At 35.1% G+C, this 20650-nt stretch carries 21 protein-coding genes; all 21 read left to right on the forward strand.

Translation table 11 applies throughout. The annotated features are described in order from the left end of the window. The first annotated feature begins 374 nt into the window (after positions 1-374). The 21 genes from BWI44_RS14735 to BWI44_RS14835 all read left to right on the forward strand — a co-directional run bounded on the left by BWI44_RS14735 (position 375) and on the right by BWI44_RS14835 (position 20628). Positions 375-908, forward strand: coding sequence for a UpxY family transcription antiterminator (locus BWI44_RS14735; RefSeq protein WP_007662961.1), 534 nt, complete (start codon positions 375-377; stop codon positions 906-908). Between the two features lie 28 nt (positions 909-936). After that, positions 937-1422, forward strand: coding sequence for a UpxZ family transcription anti-terminator antagonist (locus BWI44_RS14740; protein WP_007662960.1), 486 nt, complete (start codon positions 937-939; stop codon positions 1420-1422). Positions 1423-1433: 11 nt separating this feature from the next. Continuing rightward, positions 1434-2879, forward strand: coding sequence for a lipopolysaccharide biosynthesis protein (locus BWI44_RS14745; RefSeq protein ID WP_007662959.1), 1446 nt, complete (start codon positions 1434-1436; stop codon positions 2877-2879). Positions 2880-2908: 29 nt separating this feature from the next. Then, positions 2909-4018: a DegT/DnrJ/EryC1/StrS family aminotransferase gene (locus tag BWI44_RS14750; RefSeq protein WP_021967351.1), complete on the forward strand. Its 1110-nt coding sequence runs from the start codon at positions 2909-2911 to the stop codon at positions 4016-4018. Beyond that, positions 4015-5238, forward strand: coding sequence for an ATP-grasp domain-containing protein (locus tag BWI44_RS14755; protein ID WP_021967350.1), 1224 nt, complete (start codon positions 4015-4017; stop codon positions 5236-5238). The genes BWI44_RS14750 and BWI44_RS14755 overlap by 4 nt, the downstream gene beginning before the upstream one ends. Further along, on the forward strand, positions 5235-6308 hold the full coding sequence (locus BWI44_RS14760) for an NAD/NADP octopine/nopaline dehydrogenase family protein (protein WP_117691383.1): 1074 nt from the start codon (positions 5235-5237) through the stop codon (positions 6306-6308). Before BWI44_RS14755 ends, BWI44_RS14760 begins: the two co-directional genes overlap by 4 nt. Beyond that, positions 6305-8164 carry a hypothetical protein gene (locus BWI44_RS14765; protein WP_286814804.1) on the forward strand — a complete coding sequence of 620 codons (1860 nt, stop codon included), beginning with the start codon at positions 6305-6307 and terminating at the stop codon, positions 8162-8164. Before BWI44_RS14760 ends, BWI44_RS14765 begins: the two co-directional genes overlap by 4 nt. Next, positions 8157-9173, forward strand: coding sequence for a glycosyltransferase (locus tag BWI44_RS14770; RefSeq protein ID WP_286814809.1), 1017 nt, complete (start codon positions 8157-8159; stop codon positions 9171-9173). The genes BWI44_RS14765 and BWI44_RS14770 overlap by 8 nt, the downstream gene beginning before the upstream one ends. A 104-nt stretch (positions 9174-9277) precedes the next feature. Further along, positions 9278-10468, forward strand: a complete 1191-nt coding sequence (locus tag BWI44_RS14775) for an O-antigen polymerase (RefSeq protein WP_232288787.1) — start codon at positions 9278-9280, stop codon at positions 10466-10468. 3 nt (positions 10469-10471) lie between these two features. Further along, complete coding sequence (locus BWI44_RS14780; RefSeq protein WP_286814812.1) at positions 10472-11389, forward strand: glycosyltransferase family 2 protein; 918 nt, start codon at positions 10472-10474, stop codon at positions 11387-11389. Between the two features lie 97 nt (positions 11390-11486). After that, a complete protein-coding gene (locus BWI44_RS14785) occupies positions 11487-12434 on the forward strand; it encodes an acyltransferase family protein (RefSeq protein ID WP_286814814.1) in 948 nt (315 codons plus the stop codon). A gap of 172 nt (positions 12435-12606) precedes the next feature. Beyond that, complete coding sequence (locus BWI44_RS14790) at positions 12607-13437, forward strand: alpha-1,2-fucosyltransferase (protein WP_007662951.1); 831 nt, start codon at positions 12607-12609, stop codon at positions 13435-13437. Positions 13438-13442: 5 nt separating this feature from the next. Beyond that, positions 13443-14294 (forward strand): glycosyltransferase family 2 protein, encoded by an 852-nt coding sequence (locus BWI44_RS14795; RefSeq protein ID WP_286814822.1) that lies wholly within the window; start codon positions 13443-13445, stop codon positions 14292-14294. Between the two features lie 5 nt (positions 14295-14299). After that, on the forward strand, positions 14300-15436 hold the full coding sequence (locus tag BWI44_RS14800; RefSeq protein WP_007662949.1) for a glycosyltransferase family 4 protein: 1137 nt from the start codon (positions 14300-14302) through the stop codon (positions 15434-15436). A gap of 16 nt (positions 15437-15452) precedes the next feature. Beyond that, positions 15453-16535 (forward strand): GDP-mannose 4,6-dehydratase, encoded by a 1083-nt coding sequence (gmd, locus tag BWI44_RS14805; RefSeq protein WP_286814825.1) that lies wholly within the window; start codon positions 15453-15455, stop codon positions 16533-16535. Between the two features lie 52 nt (positions 16536-16587). Then, the gene (locus BWI44_RS14810; protein WP_021967342.1) at positions 16588-16812 is read left to right on the forward strand and encodes a hypothetical protein; all 225 of its coding nucleotides are present in this window, start codon (positions 16588-16590) and stop codon (positions 16810-16812) included. Between the two features lie 340 nt (positions 16813-17152). Continuing rightward, the gene (locus BWI44_RS14815) at positions 17153-18133 is read left to right on the forward strand and encodes an NAD-dependent epimerase/dehydratase family protein (RefSeq protein ID WP_285947809.1); all 981 of its coding nucleotides are present in this window, start codon (positions 17153-17155) and stop codon (positions 18131-18133) included. A 36-nt stretch (positions 18134-18169) separates the two neighbouring features. Continuing rightward, a complete protein-coding gene (locus BWI44_RS14820) occupies positions 18170-19135 on the forward strand; it encodes an MraY family glycosyltransferase (protein ID WP_007662943.1) in 966 nt (321 codons plus the stop codon). A gap of 212 nt (positions 19136-19347) precedes the next feature. Beyond that, complete coding sequence (locus BWI44_RS14825) at positions 19348-19653, forward strand: hypothetical protein (RefSeq protein ID WP_007662942.1); 306 nt, start codon at positions 19348-19350, stop codon at positions 19651-19653. 275 nt (positions 19654-19928) lie between these two features. Continuing rightward, positions 19929-20177 carry a type II toxin-antitoxin system VapB15 family antitoxin gene (gene vap15 / locus BWI44_RS14830; RefSeq protein WP_044155203.1) on the forward strand — a complete coding sequence of 83 codons (249 nt, stop codon included), beginning with the start codon at positions 19929-19931 and terminating at the stop codon, positions 20175-20177. Then, positions 20161-20628, forward strand: coding sequence for a putative toxin-antitoxin system toxin component, PIN family (locus tag BWI44_RS14835; RefSeq protein WP_007662925.1), 468 nt, complete (start codon positions 20161-20163; stop codon positions 20626-20628). Before vap15 ends, BWI44_RS14835 begins: the two co-directional genes overlap by 17 nt. Positions 20629-20650: the final 22 nt, after the last annotated feature.

Consider the following 20650-nt stretch of genomic DNA (forward strand, 5'->3'; position numbering starts at 1 on the left):
TTTTAATCGTTCGTTTAAAAGATGGCATTTTAACCTGTATCTTCCCTAAGATTCTTTCGATAAAAAAACAAGTTTAAAATCACAATTTTATTTCAGGGATAACTCACTATGGATTAGTAACATATGACATTTATTAAAGAGAAAATCGATTTTATCTATCAGAATATTTTGTTGTTTCATTTCAAGGCATTATCTTTGCGCATATTAAACGAACGATTAAAAGACGTTTTTCTTTATTAATCCATTCGTCTTCAATATATTAAAAGTAGATAACGACTTGATTTATCTATTTCGGCTTGAAAGAGGAAATGTCTTGCTCAAGCCGCGAAGCGTATCCATACCTAAAGTAATATCCTCGATTTTATTTATTGCAAGTGGTTGAAACTCAGAAATATTGGTTTGCAGCTCGTACACGTGATAAGCAAGAATTTGCAATTGGCAAGTTTCTTGAGAAGCTGAAATCAAACGAAAATTTGGATATTGACTATTATCTGCCGACTAAAATTGTAATATCTCAGTTGAAACACCGTCGGAAGCGTAGTGTAGTCCCTGTTATCCGCAATTTAATTTTCGTTTGTGCCACCAAGCAAACAGCCTGTGACATTTCTAATGTTTATGGTGTACAGCTTTTCTATATGAAGGATCTTTTCACTCACTCCATGCTTGTCGTTCCCGACAAACAGATGAAGGATTTCATGTTTGTCATGGATTTGAATCCGGACGGTGTCAGCTTTGACAATGAACCTCTCACAATAGGGAATAAAGTCAAGGTCGTTAAAGGCGATTTTCGTGGTATTGAAGGAGAAATTGCTACAGAAGCCAATAAGACATACGTCGTTATTCGTATTAATGGTATTTTGACAGCCAGTGTAAAAGTACCAAAATCCTATCTGAAGATAATAAAATAATATTTAATCATATCATACTCATATTTCAATGAATGATCTGCTTTCTTGTGCTCGTGAGCTTCAGCATTTGGCTCATAAGCTTATGTATCTTGGCATGGATGGTGAACCCATCTATTCAGATGATTTTACTCGACTGAACAAGGAGGTTCTTGTAGAATCGGATTCTCTTTTTGCCGCAAAAAGTTCCGGTATCGAAGAAGAAGCCAACCTTTGTTTAGCTCTTCTGATGGGCTATAATGCCACCATCTACGACAATGGAGATAAAAGAGAAAAGAAACAAGCTGTTTTAGACCGCATCTGCAATATTTTGAAACAGCTTCCCCCTTCTTTGCTAAAAGTCCGTTTGCTGGCTTTTTGTTATGGGGAGATTTATGAAGAATCCTTGCTTCAAGAGGCCTATGGCATTATTGATGGTTGGGACAAGGCAACTTTGAATTCTGAACAAACAGAAATCATAGAAGAGTTGAAAAATATTGCGGATAATCCTTATCCGTTTGAGGAGATAGAAGAGTAAGATTAGAAGATTTGTCTGATACGTTAAGACATAAAACTGTCCGTGGTGTTGGATGGAGCTTTATTGATAACATAGCCAGTTCCGGTATCGCCTTTTTGGTGGGATTAGTGCTTGCTCGTTTATTGACTCCTGCGGAATATGGCGTAATGGCAATGATAGCTATATTTATAGCTGTTTCCACTTCCATTATTGACAGTGGTTTTTCCAATGCACTTATCCGGAAAGTACACGTAAAACGAGTTGATTATAATACTGTTTTCTATTTTAATCTGACTGTCAGTATTCTTGTTTATGTGCTTTTGTATTTTGCTTCTCCGGCCATTAGTGTATTTTTCAAAGAACCCATCCTGGTAGAAGTTACAAGAGTTATAGGGTGGGTGTTGATTATCAATGCACTTGCCATCATCCCTCGCACCCAATTTGTGAGGGAGGTAGATTTCAAGACACAAACAAAAGTCTCTCTGATTTCCTCTATCAGTAGTGGAGTTATTGGAATAGGAATGGCATTAGGAGGTATGGGGGTGTGGAGTTTGGTTGGTCAGCAACTTTCCCGTCAATTTCTGAATACACTATTTTTATGGATATATAGCAAATGGCATCCGGTATGGGAATTCTCTACGAAGAGTTTTAAAGAACTCTTTGGTTTTGGATCCAAACTATTACTCTCGGGCTTGTTGGACACTATTTATAAAAATATCTATTATATCATCATCGGGCGTTTCTATACTTCTGCGCAATTGGGCCAATATACCCGTGCCGAGCAATTCAATACGATATTTTCCAGTAATTTGACCACCGTTGTCCAACGTGTCAGTTATCCGGTTTTAAGTTCTATTCAGGAGGAGCCGGAACGCTTGCGTGAAGCTTATCGGAAGGTGATAAAGATTACCATGCTGATAACCTTTGCCTGCATGTTGGGATTGGCTGCTGTAGCGAAACCTTTGATTATTATCTTGATAGGCGAAAAGTGGTTGCCTGCCGTTTACTTTTTGCAAATCATCTGTTTTAGCGGCATGCTTTATCCTCTTCATGCCATAAATCTGAATATTCTTCAGGTGAAAGGACGTTCGGACCTATTCTTGAAGTTAGAAATTATAAAGAAAATAATAGCTGTTGGTCCCATTGTTATTGGTATCTTTTGCGGTATTGAATATATGCTTTGGGGAAGTGTGATAACTTCGTTTATAGCTTATTTTCTGAATAGCTATTATTCGGCAAGCTTAATAGATTATCCGACAGGAAAACAGATAAAAGACATACTTCCCACTTTTGTAGTTTCTTTAGTGGTAGCATTTGTCATGTGGGGACTTTCTCATTGGAATATTCCTGTTTATGCATTATTGTTCATTCAGATTTCGGTAGGAGTATTCTTAGCTTTAATTATTTATGAGAAACTGCATCTTGACGAATATCTTGAGATCAAGCAGTTGGTGCTTTCTGCGCTCAGACGTAAGTAGAAAATCAAAAACAAATTAATTGTAGTAAGATGGAAAATAAAGTAATTACGGTTACTTCTCCATTACTTCCTTCACTGGACGATTTCATTCCTTATCTGCAAGACATCTGGAATCGCAAGTGGCTGACCAATAATGGTCATTATCATCAGGAATTAGAGAAGGCGTTGTGTGAATATTTAAAAGTACCTTATATCAGTCTTTTTACTAACGGTACGTTACCTTTGATGTGTGCACTCCAGGCGTTACGTATAACGGGAGAAGTAATCACGACTCCTTATAGTTTTGTAGCTACTACCCATTCTTTGTGGTGGAATGGCATAAAACCTGTGTTTGTTGACATTGACCCCGAAACTTGCAATATTGATCCCGATAAGATAGAAGCAGCAATTACCCCAAAGACTACAGCTATTATGCCTGTACATGTTTATGGAAAACCTTGTGATACGGAACGCATTCAGGAGATAGCCGATAAATATGGACTGAAGGTGATTTATGATGCTGCCCATGCCTTTGGGGTGGAGGTAAATGGAAAGTCAATCCTAAACGCAGGAGATATGTCAACATTGAGCTTTCATGCTACGAAAGTTTATAATACTATAGAGGGAGGTGCGCTAATCTGTCATGATGAAAAGACAAAAAAGCGTATTGATTATTTGAAGAATTTCGGTTTTGCGGGAGAGACAGAAATAGTTGCTCCTGGTATTAATGGGAAAATGGACGAGGTTCGTTCTGCTTATGGCTTGCTTAATTTAAAGCAAGTGGATGCGGCTATTGAATCCAGGCGTCAGGTTGCTGTCAAGTATCGGGAAGCATTGAAAGATGTTGAGGGTATCAGTTTTATGGAAGATATGCCGGGTGTACGTCACAACTATTCTTATTTCCCGATTTTCGTGGATGCTGAAAAGTATGGCATGACCCGTGACGAACTTTATTTTAAGATGAAAGAGCAGAATGTGCTAGGCAGGCGATATTTCTATCCGTTGATAAGTGAGTTTTCTACTTATAGAGGACTGGAGTCTGCAAGAGCTGATAATTTGCCGATAGCGCATAAGATAGCAAATAGCGTGATATGTTTGCCGATGTACTTTGGCTTGGTAGAGGAGAATTTGGAATGTATAATTGAAATTATTGCAGAATGAATATTTTGGTTTTAGCTGGGGGAGCAGATCAAATTGCTCTTATACAGGAATTAAGGAGTAGGAATGTACAAAATATAGTACTTATTGATTATTATGAAAATCCTCCAGCTAAAAAATATGCGGATAAACATGTTGTGGCAAGTACACTTGATGTGGAAGCTGTAAAAAGAATAGCATTGATGGAAAAGGCTGATTTAGTTTGTACGGCATGTACTGATCAGGCATTATTGACAGTTGCACAAGTTTCAGAGGAACTTTTATTGCCGTGTTATATTTCTTATCAGACAGCATTGAATGTTACGAATAAATCTTATATGAAAAAAGTTCTGAAAGAATTTAATATTCCGACATCTCAATATGCAATTTTAGATTCTTTTGATAATACTGCTTTAAATAATTTTCATTATCCTTTAGTTGTAAAACCTGTTGATTGCAATTCTTCAAAGGGAGTTAAGAAAGTATTCACAGAAATGGAATTGCATGTGGCTTTGGAATCGGCAATATTATATAGTCGTACAAATACAGCAATTGTAGAAGAGTTTAAAGAAGGTGAAGAAATATCTGCTGATTTCTATGTTGAGAAGGGAATTGCCAAATTTCTATGTGCGACGAATTCTGCTAAAATGAGGAATACACATTCGTTTACTATTCTGCAGAGTCGCTATCCTGCTATTGGAGATGAACAGAAAGGGGAATTATTAAGAATAGCTCAGCAGATAGTAGATGCTTTTCATTTGGAAAATACACCGCTATTGGTGCAGTTAATACTGAAAGATAATCATTTTGACGTATTGGAATTCAGCACACGAATGGGAGGTGGCTCCAAATATAAATTAATAGAAGTTTTGTCAGGTGTTAACATTATGTCAAGTTATGTAGATTTGATTTTAGGGGAATCTCCTCGTATGGCACCTTGGGAGAAAGTAAAATATGCAGTAATGAATTATATTTACTGCTATCCTGGAATCATTAATAGTTTTGAGGGATTCAAAAACTTGTTGGACAATTCTTTTATAGAGGAGTATTTTTTGTATAAAACGGAAGGAATGGAGATAACAAAAGCTGAAACGAGTGGTGACAGGGCGGCAGGTTATTTAGTAGTGGCATCAACCGAACAGGAACTGCAAGAAAAAGTTAGTTATATTGATTCACAACTTGCAATTCTTAATAATAATGGTGTTGATATAATGTGTCATGGTTTATCTGATTTAGTTTTATGAACCCACCCAAAATTACTATAATTGGTGCTGGTAACGGAGGGCAGGCGATGGCCGGTCACTGTGCAGCTTTAGGAGTTCATGTTTGTTTATATAATCGTGATATGGAACATATCTTTTCTATAGCCCAGAGTCATTTGATTAGATTGGAAGGGGTTTTAGAAGAAGAAGGTTATATTGATTTAATTACTGATGATATAAAAGAGGCCGTTGAGTTTTCCAATATAATTTTGATTGTGACTACAGCCACTGCACATCGTAATATAGCTGAGCAAATACTTCCCTATTTAAAAGATGGACAGATTATCATTTTGAATCCGGGAAGGACATGCGGAGTTTTAGAAATTGCTAATATTTTGGCGAAGAGACCTAATTTGAATATACATATAGCAGAAGCTCAAACATTGGTTTATGCTTGTAGAATACTGTCTCCCGGAGTAGTCAATATTATTGGGGTTAAAGATAGAGTAATGTTGTCCGGACGCAATATGGATGAAACGGAACTTATACTAAATCAAATTCGCTCTATTTTTCCTTGCTTTATACCAGCAAAGAATTTGATTCATACGAGTTTGGAAAATATCGGTGCTATATTTCATCCTGCTGTTGTTCTGTTCAATGCGGCCACCATAGAGCGAAATAATCCATTTTATTTTTATCGTGATATAACCCCTAATGTAGCATCTTTTATTCAAAAACTTGATGAAGAACGTTTGAATATAGGCAAAGCGTACGGGGTAAATTTGATGGCTGTTTATGATTGGATGACTTATGCATACCCAGGAACGTGGGGGAATGGATTATGCGAACGTATGCGTAATAATCCTGCATATCATGATATATTGGGACCCGGCTCTATCTTTACCCGACAATTAACGGAAGATATACCTACTGGATTAATTCCAATGAGTGAATTGGGAAAAAAAGTGGGTATTTCAACCCCTTTAATGGATTCAATAATTATATTGTCTTCGGCATTGTTGGGGATTGATTTTAAATGGCAAGGGCGTACTTTGGAAAACCTGGGACTTTCTCATCTGGAAAAGGATGATATACTAAATTTATTATCATGACGCGTTTACAAGAAAATGAAATTTTTGGATTAGTAAAGACGGATATTGACGTACATACTTTGGGAATAACCACAATAGCGCATTTGTTAAGAGACTGTGGTTATGAGTGCTATATTTCTCCCAATGAGATATCTGTTGCAGTAGAGAGTATATATAAGTTGAATAATTTTTCATTGCTTCAAAAATGGATTTCTGACCATAATATAACTCGTATCGGTTTTAGTTATCGATTAGATCCTAGTGAAGCAAAAGACTACTTTTGCCATCTTTTCTATGAAATGAAGAATCATAATCTTTTCGTTGAAAATGGAGGATGTTTGCGAGGGGTATTTTTTGCAGGTTTACCTGATGCTTGTTTACTGGTAAAAAGAGAATTGGGTGAGCAGGTACTAGTTTTTCCGGGCGATGAAACTCCAATAGAATCACTTCAAAAATTAGGTGTTCCGGAGTCTAAATTTCCAAAAGATTTGAAACTGAATTCAGAGTATGACAATATGCGCTGGGCTTTTGCTAAAGATTTAATTGAGTCTGAGACTTATAAATGTATAACTCCGCAGGATCATTTGGGATATATTGAGGCTGGGAAAGATAGTGATTCTTTCATTAAAAGAGTAAACTATTGCAAGGAACGTCATACCCTTCCTTTAATTCGTGCTCATGTTGGTCCTTATAATCCCAATCGTTTAGAAGCTATAAAAGAATTTTTTTCATGGGAAAAGGATTTAGCCAAGGCGCATCTTTTAGATATCCTTTCTATAGGTTCTTCTCAGTTAACCCAATCAAAGTTTGGGGAGGATTGGAATGGATTGCCTAATGGTGGAGGTATACCTGTTAATTCAGAACAAGAGTATCAGATGATAAAGGAAGCAGCTTCTCCTATGCTTGTAAGAACGTATGCTGGCACAAAGAATGTTCCGGATATGGCTAAGATGCACGAACGCTGTTTAAATATATCTTGGCATGCTTTGTCTTTTTGGTGGTTCTGTGAGATAGATGGGCGTGGTTCTAATTCTGTATTAGAAAACTTGAAAGAACATCTTGAGACAATAAAATATATTGCAAGTACTGGCAAACCGCTTGAGCCTAATGTTCCTCATCATTTTGCATTTAGAGGTACAGATGATATATCATATATTATATCAGGATATCTAGCAGCAAAAAGTGCGAAGAAATTAGGTATAAGAAATCTGATTTTGCAGAATATGCTGAATACTCCCAAATATACTATTGGTTTGCAGGATTTAGCTAAAGGCAGAACGATGCTACAATTGGTTAGAGAATTGGAAGATGATAACTTTACCGTTCATTTGCAGTCTAGAGCTGGGTTGGATTACTTTTCACCGGATTTGGATAAAGCTAAAATACAATTGGCGGCAGTCACGGCTTTAATGGATGACATTGAGCCAAATGATAGAGATAGTCCTGAAATAATTCATGTTGTAAGTTATTGTGAAGCCGTGCGTTTAGCTACTCCTCCCGTCATTAATGAAAGCATTCAAATAACTTTGGCGGCATTAAACAAATACAGAAAATTAAGGGCTATTGGTCAAATTGAAAACATGGCTTATAATCAAGAATTGAATGAGCGTACAGAAGATATGTATCAAGAGGCCAAAGAGGCAATACGTATTTTAGAAAGATATATACCCAATTTATATACTGCAGAAGGACTGTATCGCGTATTTAAGGAAGGTTTTTTGCCAGTTCCTTATATGATAGATTCTAATAACAAATATAATGAAGCTACCATGTGGAATACAGCGATTAAAAATGGTGGCATTAGGGTTATTGATGAAAAAGGAAAAGTAATTAGAACATCTGTTCGTTATGATAAAATAATCTCATGTCATGGATGAATTTGAGAAGGCATTGCAAGAACGCTTCTTGTTGCAGGAAGAATATTTAGGAGATAATAAACCTGTTAATGAGAGTTTCCCTTTAGTTTCTGTTACAGTAACCACTTATCAGCATGTTAATTATATAAGGGACTGTCTAAATGGAATATTAATGCAGAAAACAGATTTCCCTTATGAAATAATTTTAGGAGAGGATGGGTCGTCTGATGGTACTCAAGAAATATGTAAGGAGTATGCGGTAAGATATCCTGATAAAATTCGATTATTTATTCGTGATAGAAGAATTTCGCAATTTGTAAGAAAAGATGGGACTGTTTCTCGTTTTAATGGCATTTGGAATAGAATGTCTGCAAGAGGTAAATATATAGCATGGTGTGAAGGTGATGATTATTGGACTGATCCTCTAAAATTGCAGAAGCAGGTGAATATACTTGAGTCAGACAAAAATATAGGCTTTGTTTATTCAAAATTCCAATTAGTCAATTTAGACAATATGCTTATTGAAAACTCTTCAACTGTGTCAAATCAATTATCCCACTCCAAAACAGGATATTTATTACCCTCTTTACTGCGCAATAATTTTCCACAAACTCTCACTGTTATGTTTAAGAAAGAACTGTTGGCTAATTTCGACAAATATTATAGTTATGGCTATGATTGGCCTCTCTTCATTCACATATGTGGAAAGTGCAAATCGGTCTTCTTAAAAGATGTAACCGGATGTTATCGGATAAATCCTAATGGAATGATGGCTTCCGGTACATTGAAAGATGTGGATAATGGTGGTTTTACCACTTTAAATGGAGCTTTTAGAGCGTATTTGTGCGGGGAATATAAAGCTGCTTCTATTTTGGATAAACTGAAAATTAATGTGTATATGTATTATCGCCTTTCTAAAGGTGATATCAAAGACTCTGTAGAGTTGGAGAACTGTGTCAAAAGTCGTTTGCTGTATCAACTAATGCGAAGGATGACATTTGTTTGGGCTTTTTTTCTAAAAAAGAAATGATGAGCGTTTTTGTTGTAATGCCATTAAATTTTTTGCTGTATTTTGGTACCTTCATTTTTTCTTATAGAAAATCTGGGTTCACTATATATTCCTTTGTATGGTTGATGTATTCTATATTTGCGGCTTTCAGTGTTTATCTCTGTTTGTCCGGATTATATTGGAGTGTTATGTATACATCATCTTATGAATACGAACCACTTTCTCCAATACCATTTTTTATCAATTATTTTTGTGTTTATTTGATATTAATGCCTCTGAATAAAATCAAGGTTGAGAAAATGAATTTCTCAACCTTACTCTATTCCCGGAGAAATTGGAATATAGTTTATGTCTTATTTGCTATTGATATTATATATGCATTGATTAAACTAACACAGCTGAAAACAGCCATTTCTTTCGGTTTTGGGAATATACATAGCATGGGAGGAGATAATATTTCAGATTTGTATTATAGTGGGAATCCATTAGCTAGACTTTTTAATTCTATAGGACGTTTTTCACATGTGATGATTGTTCCTTTTGTTTTATTATATATTTTCAGGGGTTATAAATGTGCTGAATGCTCTAAAAAGTTCTTAGTGTCTTATTTGATAGTATTTTTATTTAATGCTCTATCAATAGGTTTGACTACAGGGTCAAGAGCAAATTTGTTTTTTGGCATACTAAATCTATCTTTTTTCTTCATTCTTTTCTGGAATACTATGTCTTACAGATTCAGAAGAAAAGTTTTGTGGGTGGCAGTTGCTGTTGTCGCAATACTGTTTGTTGTCGTTGCTCAAATTACCGAAGAACGTTTTGGGGAGAATGTAAAGAGGACAGCAGTGGATTCAATCTATGAATATCTTGGAGAAACATTTCCTGTTCTAGGTTATGAATATTGGGACAAAGTGAATTTTACTGGAGGAAAAAGATTGTTTTCTGAGTTTTTTAGCTTATTTGATAGTAGTTTTAAAGCTGGAGATAAAAGTGATTGGTATCATTATACAGGGGTAAGAGTGGATTGGTTCAAAACGGTGTATGGTGATTTATATATAGAGTTTGGTCCCGTATTGCCAGTAATAATTCTATTTATTATAGCTTTTTCCTTTACTATATACTTACGAAAGGGGAGTGGAGTATCCTGCTATAGGATAAGTGTTATTTATAAATATTATTCTTTTTCTGTAGGAGGAATATTTGGCTTCCTTAATATGTGTTCTATTTTTGATATAGTGGTAATCTTTTTGACTTTCTTGATGCCTTATTTTTTGCAAAAACAATTCTGCTCCAAATCAATCGTTAACACGTTAGACTGAAAAATGACTAAAAAAAGATATGCTGTAATATTGTTGAATTACAATACAGTTGAAGATGCAGTAATTGCAGCATCAAGTATTGTAGAGAACGCTATATCTGATGATTATGTGATATGCTTCGTAGATGGCTGTTCAACTAAAAATAATCAGGTCGAAATATTTATTTCTGCCAACATTCACAATACTTGTGTTTTAAAATTAGATGAGAATGTCGGATATGCAAGAGGAAATAATGCCGGGGTTCGATATCTGTTAGAGAAGTATGAGATTGACTATTTGGTAATAATGAATCCGGATGTTGAAATTAGGACAAAGGGGTTAGTTGACAATCTTATTGATACCTTGTCTGAATTAGGTGAGCATTATTGTGGAATTCAGCCGTTAGTATGGACGCCTCACATTAGTAATGAAGCAAACAGACAAATTTGTATTAGAAAGGTTTATAGCTATTTTGATTGCATAATGGATAGCTTTTATCCTATTCGTAAACTATTTACCAGAAAATACCAAGAAATGGTATACTATAAAGAACGTCCATATGAGAGATTAATCGATTTTGAAGTTCCATCTGGATGCTTTTTCATAATAAAAACAGATGCATTCATGAAGGTTGGCATGTTTGATGAGAGAACGTTCTTGTATGCAGAAGAAATAATTCTAGGTTATAAATTAAAGAAAGAGCATTATAAGTTTATTCTGGATCCATCTTGGTTAGTGATACATGAAGGTGGAAAATCTACAGGATCTCATCATGGTACAGTTTCTAGTAGCTTTGTTGCTAAAGAAGAAATTAGATCTTTAGAAATATATATGAAATATTGTTTAAATTGTGGAAAGATAAAAATTCTTTTGGTGAAACTCCTTTTTATGTTCAATTATTATGTAAAGAAGGCATGTACTCTTGGATACTATAAACAATGAATATGGACAACGAGGAACGTAACAAAATATAAATATACGCAAAGTAACTCAAGGCACGGGAGCTTTCTTCTGAAAGCTTGGGCAGATTATATATTTTATGAGACGCAAAGATATTGATGGAATTTCAGGACTGATGATTGTTTATATGATATTTGTTCATATAGTAAACTTTACTCATACAGGGAATTTCTTTGTGGTTCTAATGCGACCACTTTTCTTTTTCATGCCGTGGTTCTTTTTTAAAAGCGGAATGTTCTTTTTCCATAAAAGTAATAATCAGATGTTTTTAGAGGGTAAAAAACTATTGTATCCCTATGTTAAATACTCGCTTTATGGCATAATAGTTTGGTCGGTAATTTTGTTTTTTTATGGAGAAACTTCTTGGGTAAAATATATATTGTCTCCGTTTTATCAGATATTGAAAGAAGGGGCTGTTATGGGTAATTTACCTCTTTGGTTTCTCGCTTCATTATTTGTTGCTAAATTAATGTACAATACAATATGCAGTCAAAAATATTATTTGACACTTCTGTTTTTATGTATTATAGCTGCATATATACTTGATGTTACAAATTGTAATTATATTGTTTGGTTTGGCAATATTTTGTCTGGACTATTCTTCTTGGGAATGGGACATTTATTAAAAGATGTCCAGTATAAAAAAATAGTGTTTATCATATCTATGCTATTTTATGTGGCATACTTATCAATACCTTCGCTATTCTCTAATGTAGATATGAGAGCTAATCATTGTAATCATGGTTACTATTTACTATATGTATTAGGTTCTTTGAGTGGAATAATTATGATAAATAATATATTTTATTATTTGCCTCAAAATACATCCATATTGCATGCTATTGGTAGTAAATCGATGAATTATTATGTCATCCACTATTTGCTACTAGAGGTTGTTATATTGTTTTCTAATAAAATTTTTCATGTTGATATTGATTCACTATTGATGGTCTTTATTCTATCTCTGAACAGTTTCATTGTGTTACCAATAATTGCTAAATATGTAAATACTTCTAGGTTTATATAATGTTTGAGGTATATCTATTTCTGTGTAATATTGAGTATTTATTTTCTAGTGCGAATCAGTGGGTGAGGTTATAATTGAAGATACTCAGTAAATCATCATTATTGAAATCTGCTTCATCATGAGTTTAACTTAATCCCTGATTCATATTTCTAATTAGTTTAATGATAATTTTATGATTATAGTACGATTATGGGGAGGTTTAGGTAATCAACTTTTTCAGTATTCATTTGGACAATATCTTGAAATTGAAACTGATAAAAAAGTATTCTATGATGTTGCTTCGTTTGGAACATCAGATCAACTGAGAAAGTTGGAATTGTGTTCTTTTATACCTGACATACCGCTTTATAATGCATACTTTACTCGATATACAGGTGTCAAGAATCGTTTGTTTAAAGCTCTATTCCAATGGTCGAATACCTATTTATCAGAAAGCATGTTTGATATTTGTTTGTTAGAAAAAGCAAGAGGAAAAATCTTTCTACAAGGCTATTGGCAAGAGGAAAAATATGCGACATATTTTCCAATGCAAAAAGTACTTAGTGAGTGGAAAAATCCTAATGTTTTATCTGAAATAGAAGAAAACATCCGTTCTGCTAAAATCTCAGTTTCTTTGCATGTACGAAGAGGAGATTATTTTTCACCTAAGAACATTAATGTTTATGGGGTTTGTACAGAGAAATACTATGAGCAGGCTATAGATCGAGCTAATTCCGAAATTGAAGAGGATAAACAGTTCTTTGTTTTTTCAGATGATATATTGTGGGTGAAAAATCATGTATCCTTGCCAGAATCTACAGTTTTTGTTCCTAATCATGAAATATCACAATTTGCATATATCTATTTGATGTCTTTGTGTAAAGTAAATATCATTTCCAATAGTACATTCTCTTGGTGGGGAGCCTATCTTAATCAGCATAAGAATCAACTTGTTATTGCTCCTTCGCGCTGGACTTTTACTTCCAATAAAACTCTTGCTTTGGATAGCTGGACTAAAATTTGATAAGTATGAATCTTGTATACGTAGGTATTCCCTTCTATAATGCCGAAAAATATTTGGATTATGCCATACGATCTGTACTAAATCAGACTTATACCAACTGGAAAATGACTTTGATAGATGATGGAAGTACAGATTCATCATTGGCATTGGCTCGTAAATATACAAGTGATACACGAGTCAAAGTTGTTTCAGATGGGCGGAATAAAGGACTCGTTTATCGTCTGAACGAACTCGTTAAACTAAGTGATTGTAAATATTTTGTTCGTATGGATGCCGATGATATTATGCACCCGCAAAGACTGGAAAAACAACTTAGATATTTGGAAGAGCATCCACAGGCAGATGTTGTTGGTAGCTGGGCATATTCGATTGATACTGGAAATCGAGTTGTTGGCATTTTGAAAAACAAGGTAAATCCGTCTGTAATAGGGGATGTATTTGCTCATGCATGCTTCATACATCCATCAGTAATGGGGAAAAGAGACTGGTTTAGTAATAATCCGTATGACTCAAGATATATTAGAGTTGAAGATATGGAACTTTGGTGTCGCACTATAGAGAAATCTAACTTTTATAATTTGTCTGAACCACTATTATTTTATCGTGAGATAGGTGTTCCGTATTTGTATAAATATCTTTTGTCAATGAAGGGGGTTAGGACTTTAATTATAAAGTATTATAGCGCTAATCTCTTAAAAAGATATGGAATGCTTATTATTAACTATGTAAAATGCTTATTATATGCCTTGTTTACTGTTTTTGGACTACAAAATATCTTGATAAAAAGACGCTCAAATAGTATATCATTTAAGTTGAAAACGGAGGCTTCAAGCAAATTGATGGCTGTTATAAAATAATTATTATGAATATTCTTCATGTTGTGAATATCTCTTTTGTAATTCCCTATTTTTTGGGTAATCAACTTTCATATTTTAATAAAAAAGGCTATAAAGAGTATATTGTATGCAGTAGTTCGCCTGAATTGGAATCTTTTTCCAGAATATATGGTTTTGAATATAAAGAGGTTGAAATCCTGAGAAAAATTTCTGTTATGAAAGATTTTGTGGCAATCTCTAAAACCATGCAATATATTAAATCTAAGCAAATAGATATTGTTGTTGGGCATACTCCTAAAGGGGCGTTAATTGCTATGATTGCAGCTTTCATTTTACGCGTTCCAGTTAGAATCTATTTTAGGCATGGTCTGGTCTATGAGACTTCGATGGGATTCAAAAGGAAGTTGTTAATATCAATAGATAAACTTGTCGCAGCTTTAGCAACTAAAATAGTGTGTGTAAGCCCTTCTCTATATAAGAAAAGTATTGATGATAAATTGAACTTAGTATCGAAACAAGTACTACTGTCTAAAGGTACTTGCAATGGCATTGATGTCGGTCGCTTCAATAAGGAGAACTTAGATTTAAAACGCTTAAAAGATTTGAAGGATAGTTTAGGAATAGCTGATTCTAGTTTTGTAGTGGGTTATACAGGTCGTTTAGTTCGTGATAAAGGTATTGTAGAATTGGTTAAGGCTTTTCAGATTCTTACCCAAAGGCATGATAATATGGTTCTGTTATTGGTTGGGATGATGGAAGAAAGAGATTCTTTACCTATAGAAATTAAACGATTTATACAAGATACTTCTAGCATAATAAATACAGGATATGTTTTAAATTCAATTATAGAATATTATTATGCCCTAATGAATGTTTTTGTTTTTCCTTCATATAGAGAAGGCTTTGGAATGTCAACATTAGAAGCTTCTTCAATGGAATTACCTATAATAACAGCTCGTGTAACAGGGTGTGTTGATTCAATAATTGAAGAACAGACAGGAGTGTTTGTAGAGCATACCCCTGAATGCATAATAAACGCTATTGAAAGGTTTTATTCTAATGAAAAACTTCGACTGAATTTTGGAAAGAATGGACGGAATTTTGTTGTTGATAATTTTGAACAGCATGTAATTTGGACAGAAATAGAGAAATTGTATCAATAATAAATTTAGATTCATAATGAAAAAAATAGCATTGCTTACAGGTATTACTGGACAAGATGGTTCATTTCTTGCCGAATTTTTAATAGAAAAAGGTTATGAAGTTCATGGTATCCTCCGTCGTTCTTCTTCATTTAATACAGGACGTATAGAGCATCTATATCTGGATGAATGGGTACGTGACATGAGGCAACAGCGACTAGTTAATCTTCATTATGGTGACATGACGGATAGTAGTTCATTGATTCGTATTATTCAGCAGGTACAACCTGATGAAATCTACAATCTTGCGGCACAAAGTCACGTAAAAGTGTCTTTTGATGTTCCGGAATATACGGCTGAAGCTGATGCTGTAGGAACGCTTCGCATGCTTGAAGCTGTCCGCATTTTGGGTTTAGAGAAAAAGACGAAGATTTATCAGGCTTCCACTTCGGAACTTTATGGTAAGGTACAGGAAATTCCCCAGAAAGAAACAACACCTTTCTATCCTCGTAGTCCATACGGTGTAGCAAAACAGTATGGTTTCTGGATTACGAAGAATTATCGTGAGAGTTATGGCATGTTTTCTGTAAATGGTATTCTGTTCAATCATGAAAGTGAGCGTCGGGGAGAGACTTTTGTAACCCGTAAGATAACTCTTGCCGTTGCTCGTATTGCACAAGGTTTTCAGGATAAGTTATATCTGGGTAATCTGGATGCCCGTCGTGACTGGGGGTATGCGAAGGATTATGTGGAGTGTATGTGGTTGATGCTGCAACATGATACGCCGGAAGATTTTGTGATAGCTACCGGTGAGATGCATACAGTTCGCGAATTTGCTACTTTAGCTTTTCGTGAGGTTGGCATTGAACTGTACTGGGAAGGTGAGGGTGTTGATGAAAAAGGAATTGATGTGAATACAGGCAAAGTGCTTGTTGAAGTTGACTCGAAATATTTCCGTCCTTGCGAGGTTGAACAATTATTAGGTGATCCTACCAAAGCCAAAACAGTACTTGGTTGGAATCCTACGAAAACTAGTTTTCCTGAGCTTGTGAGGATAATGGTGGCACATGATATGAAGTTTGTGAAGAAATTATATCTTAAGTCGCAAGTTATGGAATAGTAATTAGGATATTCCGATATTGCAAATCACCTTTGTAGAAAATGTTGAGATAATGAGTAAGTCTAAGGCATATAAAAAGCAGGAACTAATAGAGCAGACCGTCAATGAGCCTGTAATGGAATACCGTTCACCTTCTACGATAGGAGAAATAGAATTATTGTCGGACGAAATTATTATTGGGGCAGTAAAATATGCTCAAATAGCTCGTGAAAAAGGCCGGATGATACCTAATAGTGAGGTATATGGATTGTTAGCTGATAGATTGGGATGGAAGTAGTCTGGTCTGATTTGGCTATAGAGTCTCTTTATGATATACTATCATACATACAGGGTTGCTTTGGGAAAAAACGGCAAATAATATTGCTGTTAAAATTATATCTTTTATAGAGTCATTGGGAAGTTCTCCTTACGTAGGTAAGCGACTGTTGCATTTGTCTCAATATGGAGAAATTAGATGCATTTTTTATAAACAAGACCATATTTATTATCAGATTTATGAGGATAGAATTGAAGTGATAATTATATGGGATGGACGACAAGATCCTTGTTGACTACAAAATCTTCTTATTGATTTTCTTACTAAACAGTAAGTATTCGTTTTTTATTTCTGCGATTTTATGAATATTCTTATTACCGGAGTTCACGGTTTCGTGGGTTCCAATTTTGTTATGGCTTTAAAGGAATATCATACTCTTTATGGCTTAGATATTGTTGCACCTGAAAAAGAGGGAGTAGTGAAAACTTTTGCTTGGGAAGATATTGAAACGATCTCTTTCCCTATGCAGAATTTACCCCAGTTTGATGCTATCATTCATCTTGCAGGCAAGGCACATGATACAAAGAATCAGTCTGCTGCACAGACATATTTTGATATCAATACAGGACTGACACAAAAAATCTTTGATTTCTTTCTGGAATCTACAGCAAAGAGGTTCATATTCTTCAGTTCTGTGAAGGCTGCTGCTGATAGTGTAGTGGGGGATATGTTGAGGGAGGATGTGATACCTGCACCAGTGGGACCTTATGGAGAGAGTAAGATAGCAGCCGAGAATTATATTCTTAGTAAGTTGAGAGTTGAGAATGGAGATTTGAGAGTTGCTATGCAGCGTAATAAACTGGTGTATATTCTTCGACCCTGTATGATTCATGGCCCGGGTAACAAGGGGAACTTGAATCTACTTTATAATGTGGTAAAGAAGGGTATTCCTTGGCCTTTGGGAGATTTTGAAAATAAGCGTTCGTTCACTTCTATAGATAACCTTTGCTATGTGGTGGAAGGTTTGCTGACAAAGAATGTAACGAGTGGTATTTATCACATGGGGGATGATGAAGCTCTGTCTACCAATGAATTGATTGCTCTCATGTGTGAAGCTATGGGCAAGGAACCTCACATCTGGAAGATGAACAAGAAAATGATGGAAAGTTGTGCTGGTTTGGGAACATTGCTTCATTTGCCGTTGAATACTGAACGTCTTCGGAAGTTGACAGAGAATTACGTGGTGAGTAATGAGAAGATTAAAGCAGCACTTGGCATTGAACGAATGCCTGTTCGTGCTGCTGATGGGATTATGAAAACGATCTTATCGTTTTCAAATTAATAATAAACAATTCAAATTAAAGGGGCAAGTACGGTTATGTATTACCTGATTATACTAGTTCTGCTATTTCTGGCAGAACTTTTTTATTTTAGAATAGCTGATAAGTGCAATATCATCGATAAGCCGAATGAGAGAAGTTCCCATACCCGGATTACTTTGCGTGGTGGCGGAATCATCTTCTATTTTGGAGCTTTGGGCTATTTCCTGAGTAATGACTGGGGATATCTTTGGTTTATATTGGCATTGACTCTAATCACATTTATTAGTTTTGTGGATGATATCCGTTCCATTTCCCAAGGTTTGCGATTGGTGTTTCACTTCACTGCTATGGCTTTGATGTTTTACCAATGGGGCTTGTTTTCTCTTTCGTGGTGGTGGATTATTATAGCTTTGATTGTTTGTACAGGCATCATCAATGCCTATAATTTTATGGATGGTATCAATGGGATAACGGGTGGTTATTCGTTGGTTATCCTTGGTGCATTGGCTTATATCAATGCTGAAGTAACTCAGTTTGTAGAGCCTGCTCTAATCTATACCGTTTTCTGCTCCGTCCTGGTCTTCTGCTTCTTTAACTTCCGTAAGAAAGCGAGGTGTTTTGCCGGTGATGTCGGTTCTGTGAGTATTGCTTTTATTCTTCTTTTTCTGATAGGAAAACTTATAATTAAGACTGAAGATTTCAGTTGGATTATCTTATTGTCTGTCTATGGTGTCGACAGTGTTCTGACTATCATTCATCGCCTGATGCTTCATGAGAATATCGGTTTGCCCCATCGTAAACATATGTATCAATTGATGGCGAATGAATTGAAGATGCCTCATGTAGTGGTATCGCTGATTTATATGGCTATGCAGGTAATTGTAATAATAGGATATATATATTTCTTGGACCATGGCTATTTATATTTATCGTGTACTATTTTATTGCTTAGTATTATTTATATTGGATTTATGAAGAATTTCTTCTGTTTACATAGTCCTAATGGTAGGAGTGAAAAATAGAAAGGTGATAGTTTATAAAGTGTATATTACTGTGGACGGATATCCACATAGTTGTAGAAAAAATACTCAAATTAGGAAAATGTCTTTTATATGGTTTTGACTTAAGTGGTTGATATATAGTGTGATACTTGTTTGGAAATAGTTTTGGCATGCGTCTTGTACTATATTATGTGAGAGCTAACAAGAAATGTTTAACTTAAACAATTAGAATTATGAAAAAGTTATTTTTAGCAGTAGCATTGGTAATGGGATTGGGTACTTCAGTAGCATTTGCTAACAACATGGTATCGGATGTTGAAATCGTAACGATGATCAACGAGTTTAAACCGATTGATGTAAAAGAACTCCCGCAGGCAGTTCAGGATGCCATCAAGGAAAACTACTCGGAAGCAACCATCAAAGAGGCAGCCGTTGAAGTTGCTGAAGATGGAACTAAGACTTACAAGGTAACATTGGTGGATGCAGCCGGTACCGAGAATCCGGTTCTTTTCAATGAAAAAGGGGAAGTTCAGAAATAAGTTATACACACAATTAAAAAGGTACTCTATCACAGGGTACCTTTTTTATAGAAACTAATGTAATCGCATTAAAACTTAATATCCAAGACAAGTGACGAGTACCTACTGGCACTCGCCTGAAAGGTGTATACCATGTTTTGGACGCTTACGGCTGATAGGCTGGGTATAGATAAATAAGAGAGGATGTCAATCTTTAGAAAAATAATCATTTCTTTGTTTGATTGTTGCCCAAATAGTTGTACTTTTGTTTATGGGTAATATCAATGTATAATCGTATGGCAACAGTATCATTGAAAATACGTCTGAATTATAATCAGATATTAGAGTTAACTCAACAACTTTCTGATGATGATAAGTTGGAATTGAGCCGTGCACTTGCTGCTGAAACGAGAGGCATTAAGTTGAGACGATTATTAGAAACTTTTAAGACAGATGAAATTTCCCAAAAGGAGATAGATGCAGAAGTGGAAGCTGTTAGGCAAGAGGCGTATGAAAAGCGATTGCGAAATGAGAATAATTATTGATACAAATCTTTGGATTAGCTTTCTTATAGGCAAGAAGCTGTCTTGCTTGTTGGAACTCATATCTAATGGAAATGTAGAACTTGTAGTTTCTAAAGAACTTTTAGATGAGATTGAAAGCGTTGCTTCACGTCCTAAATTTGTAAAATATTTCTCCAAAGAGCATTTAGATATGCTATGGGATTTTTGGGCTCAAGAGACATTGTACTACGAAATAGGTAATATTTCTTCCCGTTGTCGGGATCCTAAGGATGATTATTTATTAGAACTTGCATTAGTGTCAAGAGCTGATTATCTGATAACTGGGGATAGAGATTTATTGATTGTGAAAGAAGTCGGTTCTTGCCAGATAATTACTGTCATGGAGTTTGACGCATTAACTTCTTCATTAGGGTGTTCTGCTCTCCTTCATGAAGATCTAGAAGATTATTACGCTATTGTTATTGGAGAATAGAGTAAATGTATAGTAACAACAT

Source organism: Bacteroides sp. Phil13 (assembly GCF_001940965.1).
GTDB classification, from domain to species: domain Bacteria; phylum Bacteroidota; class Bacteroidia; order Bacteroidales; family Bacteroidaceae; genus Bacteroides; species Bacteroides intestinalis.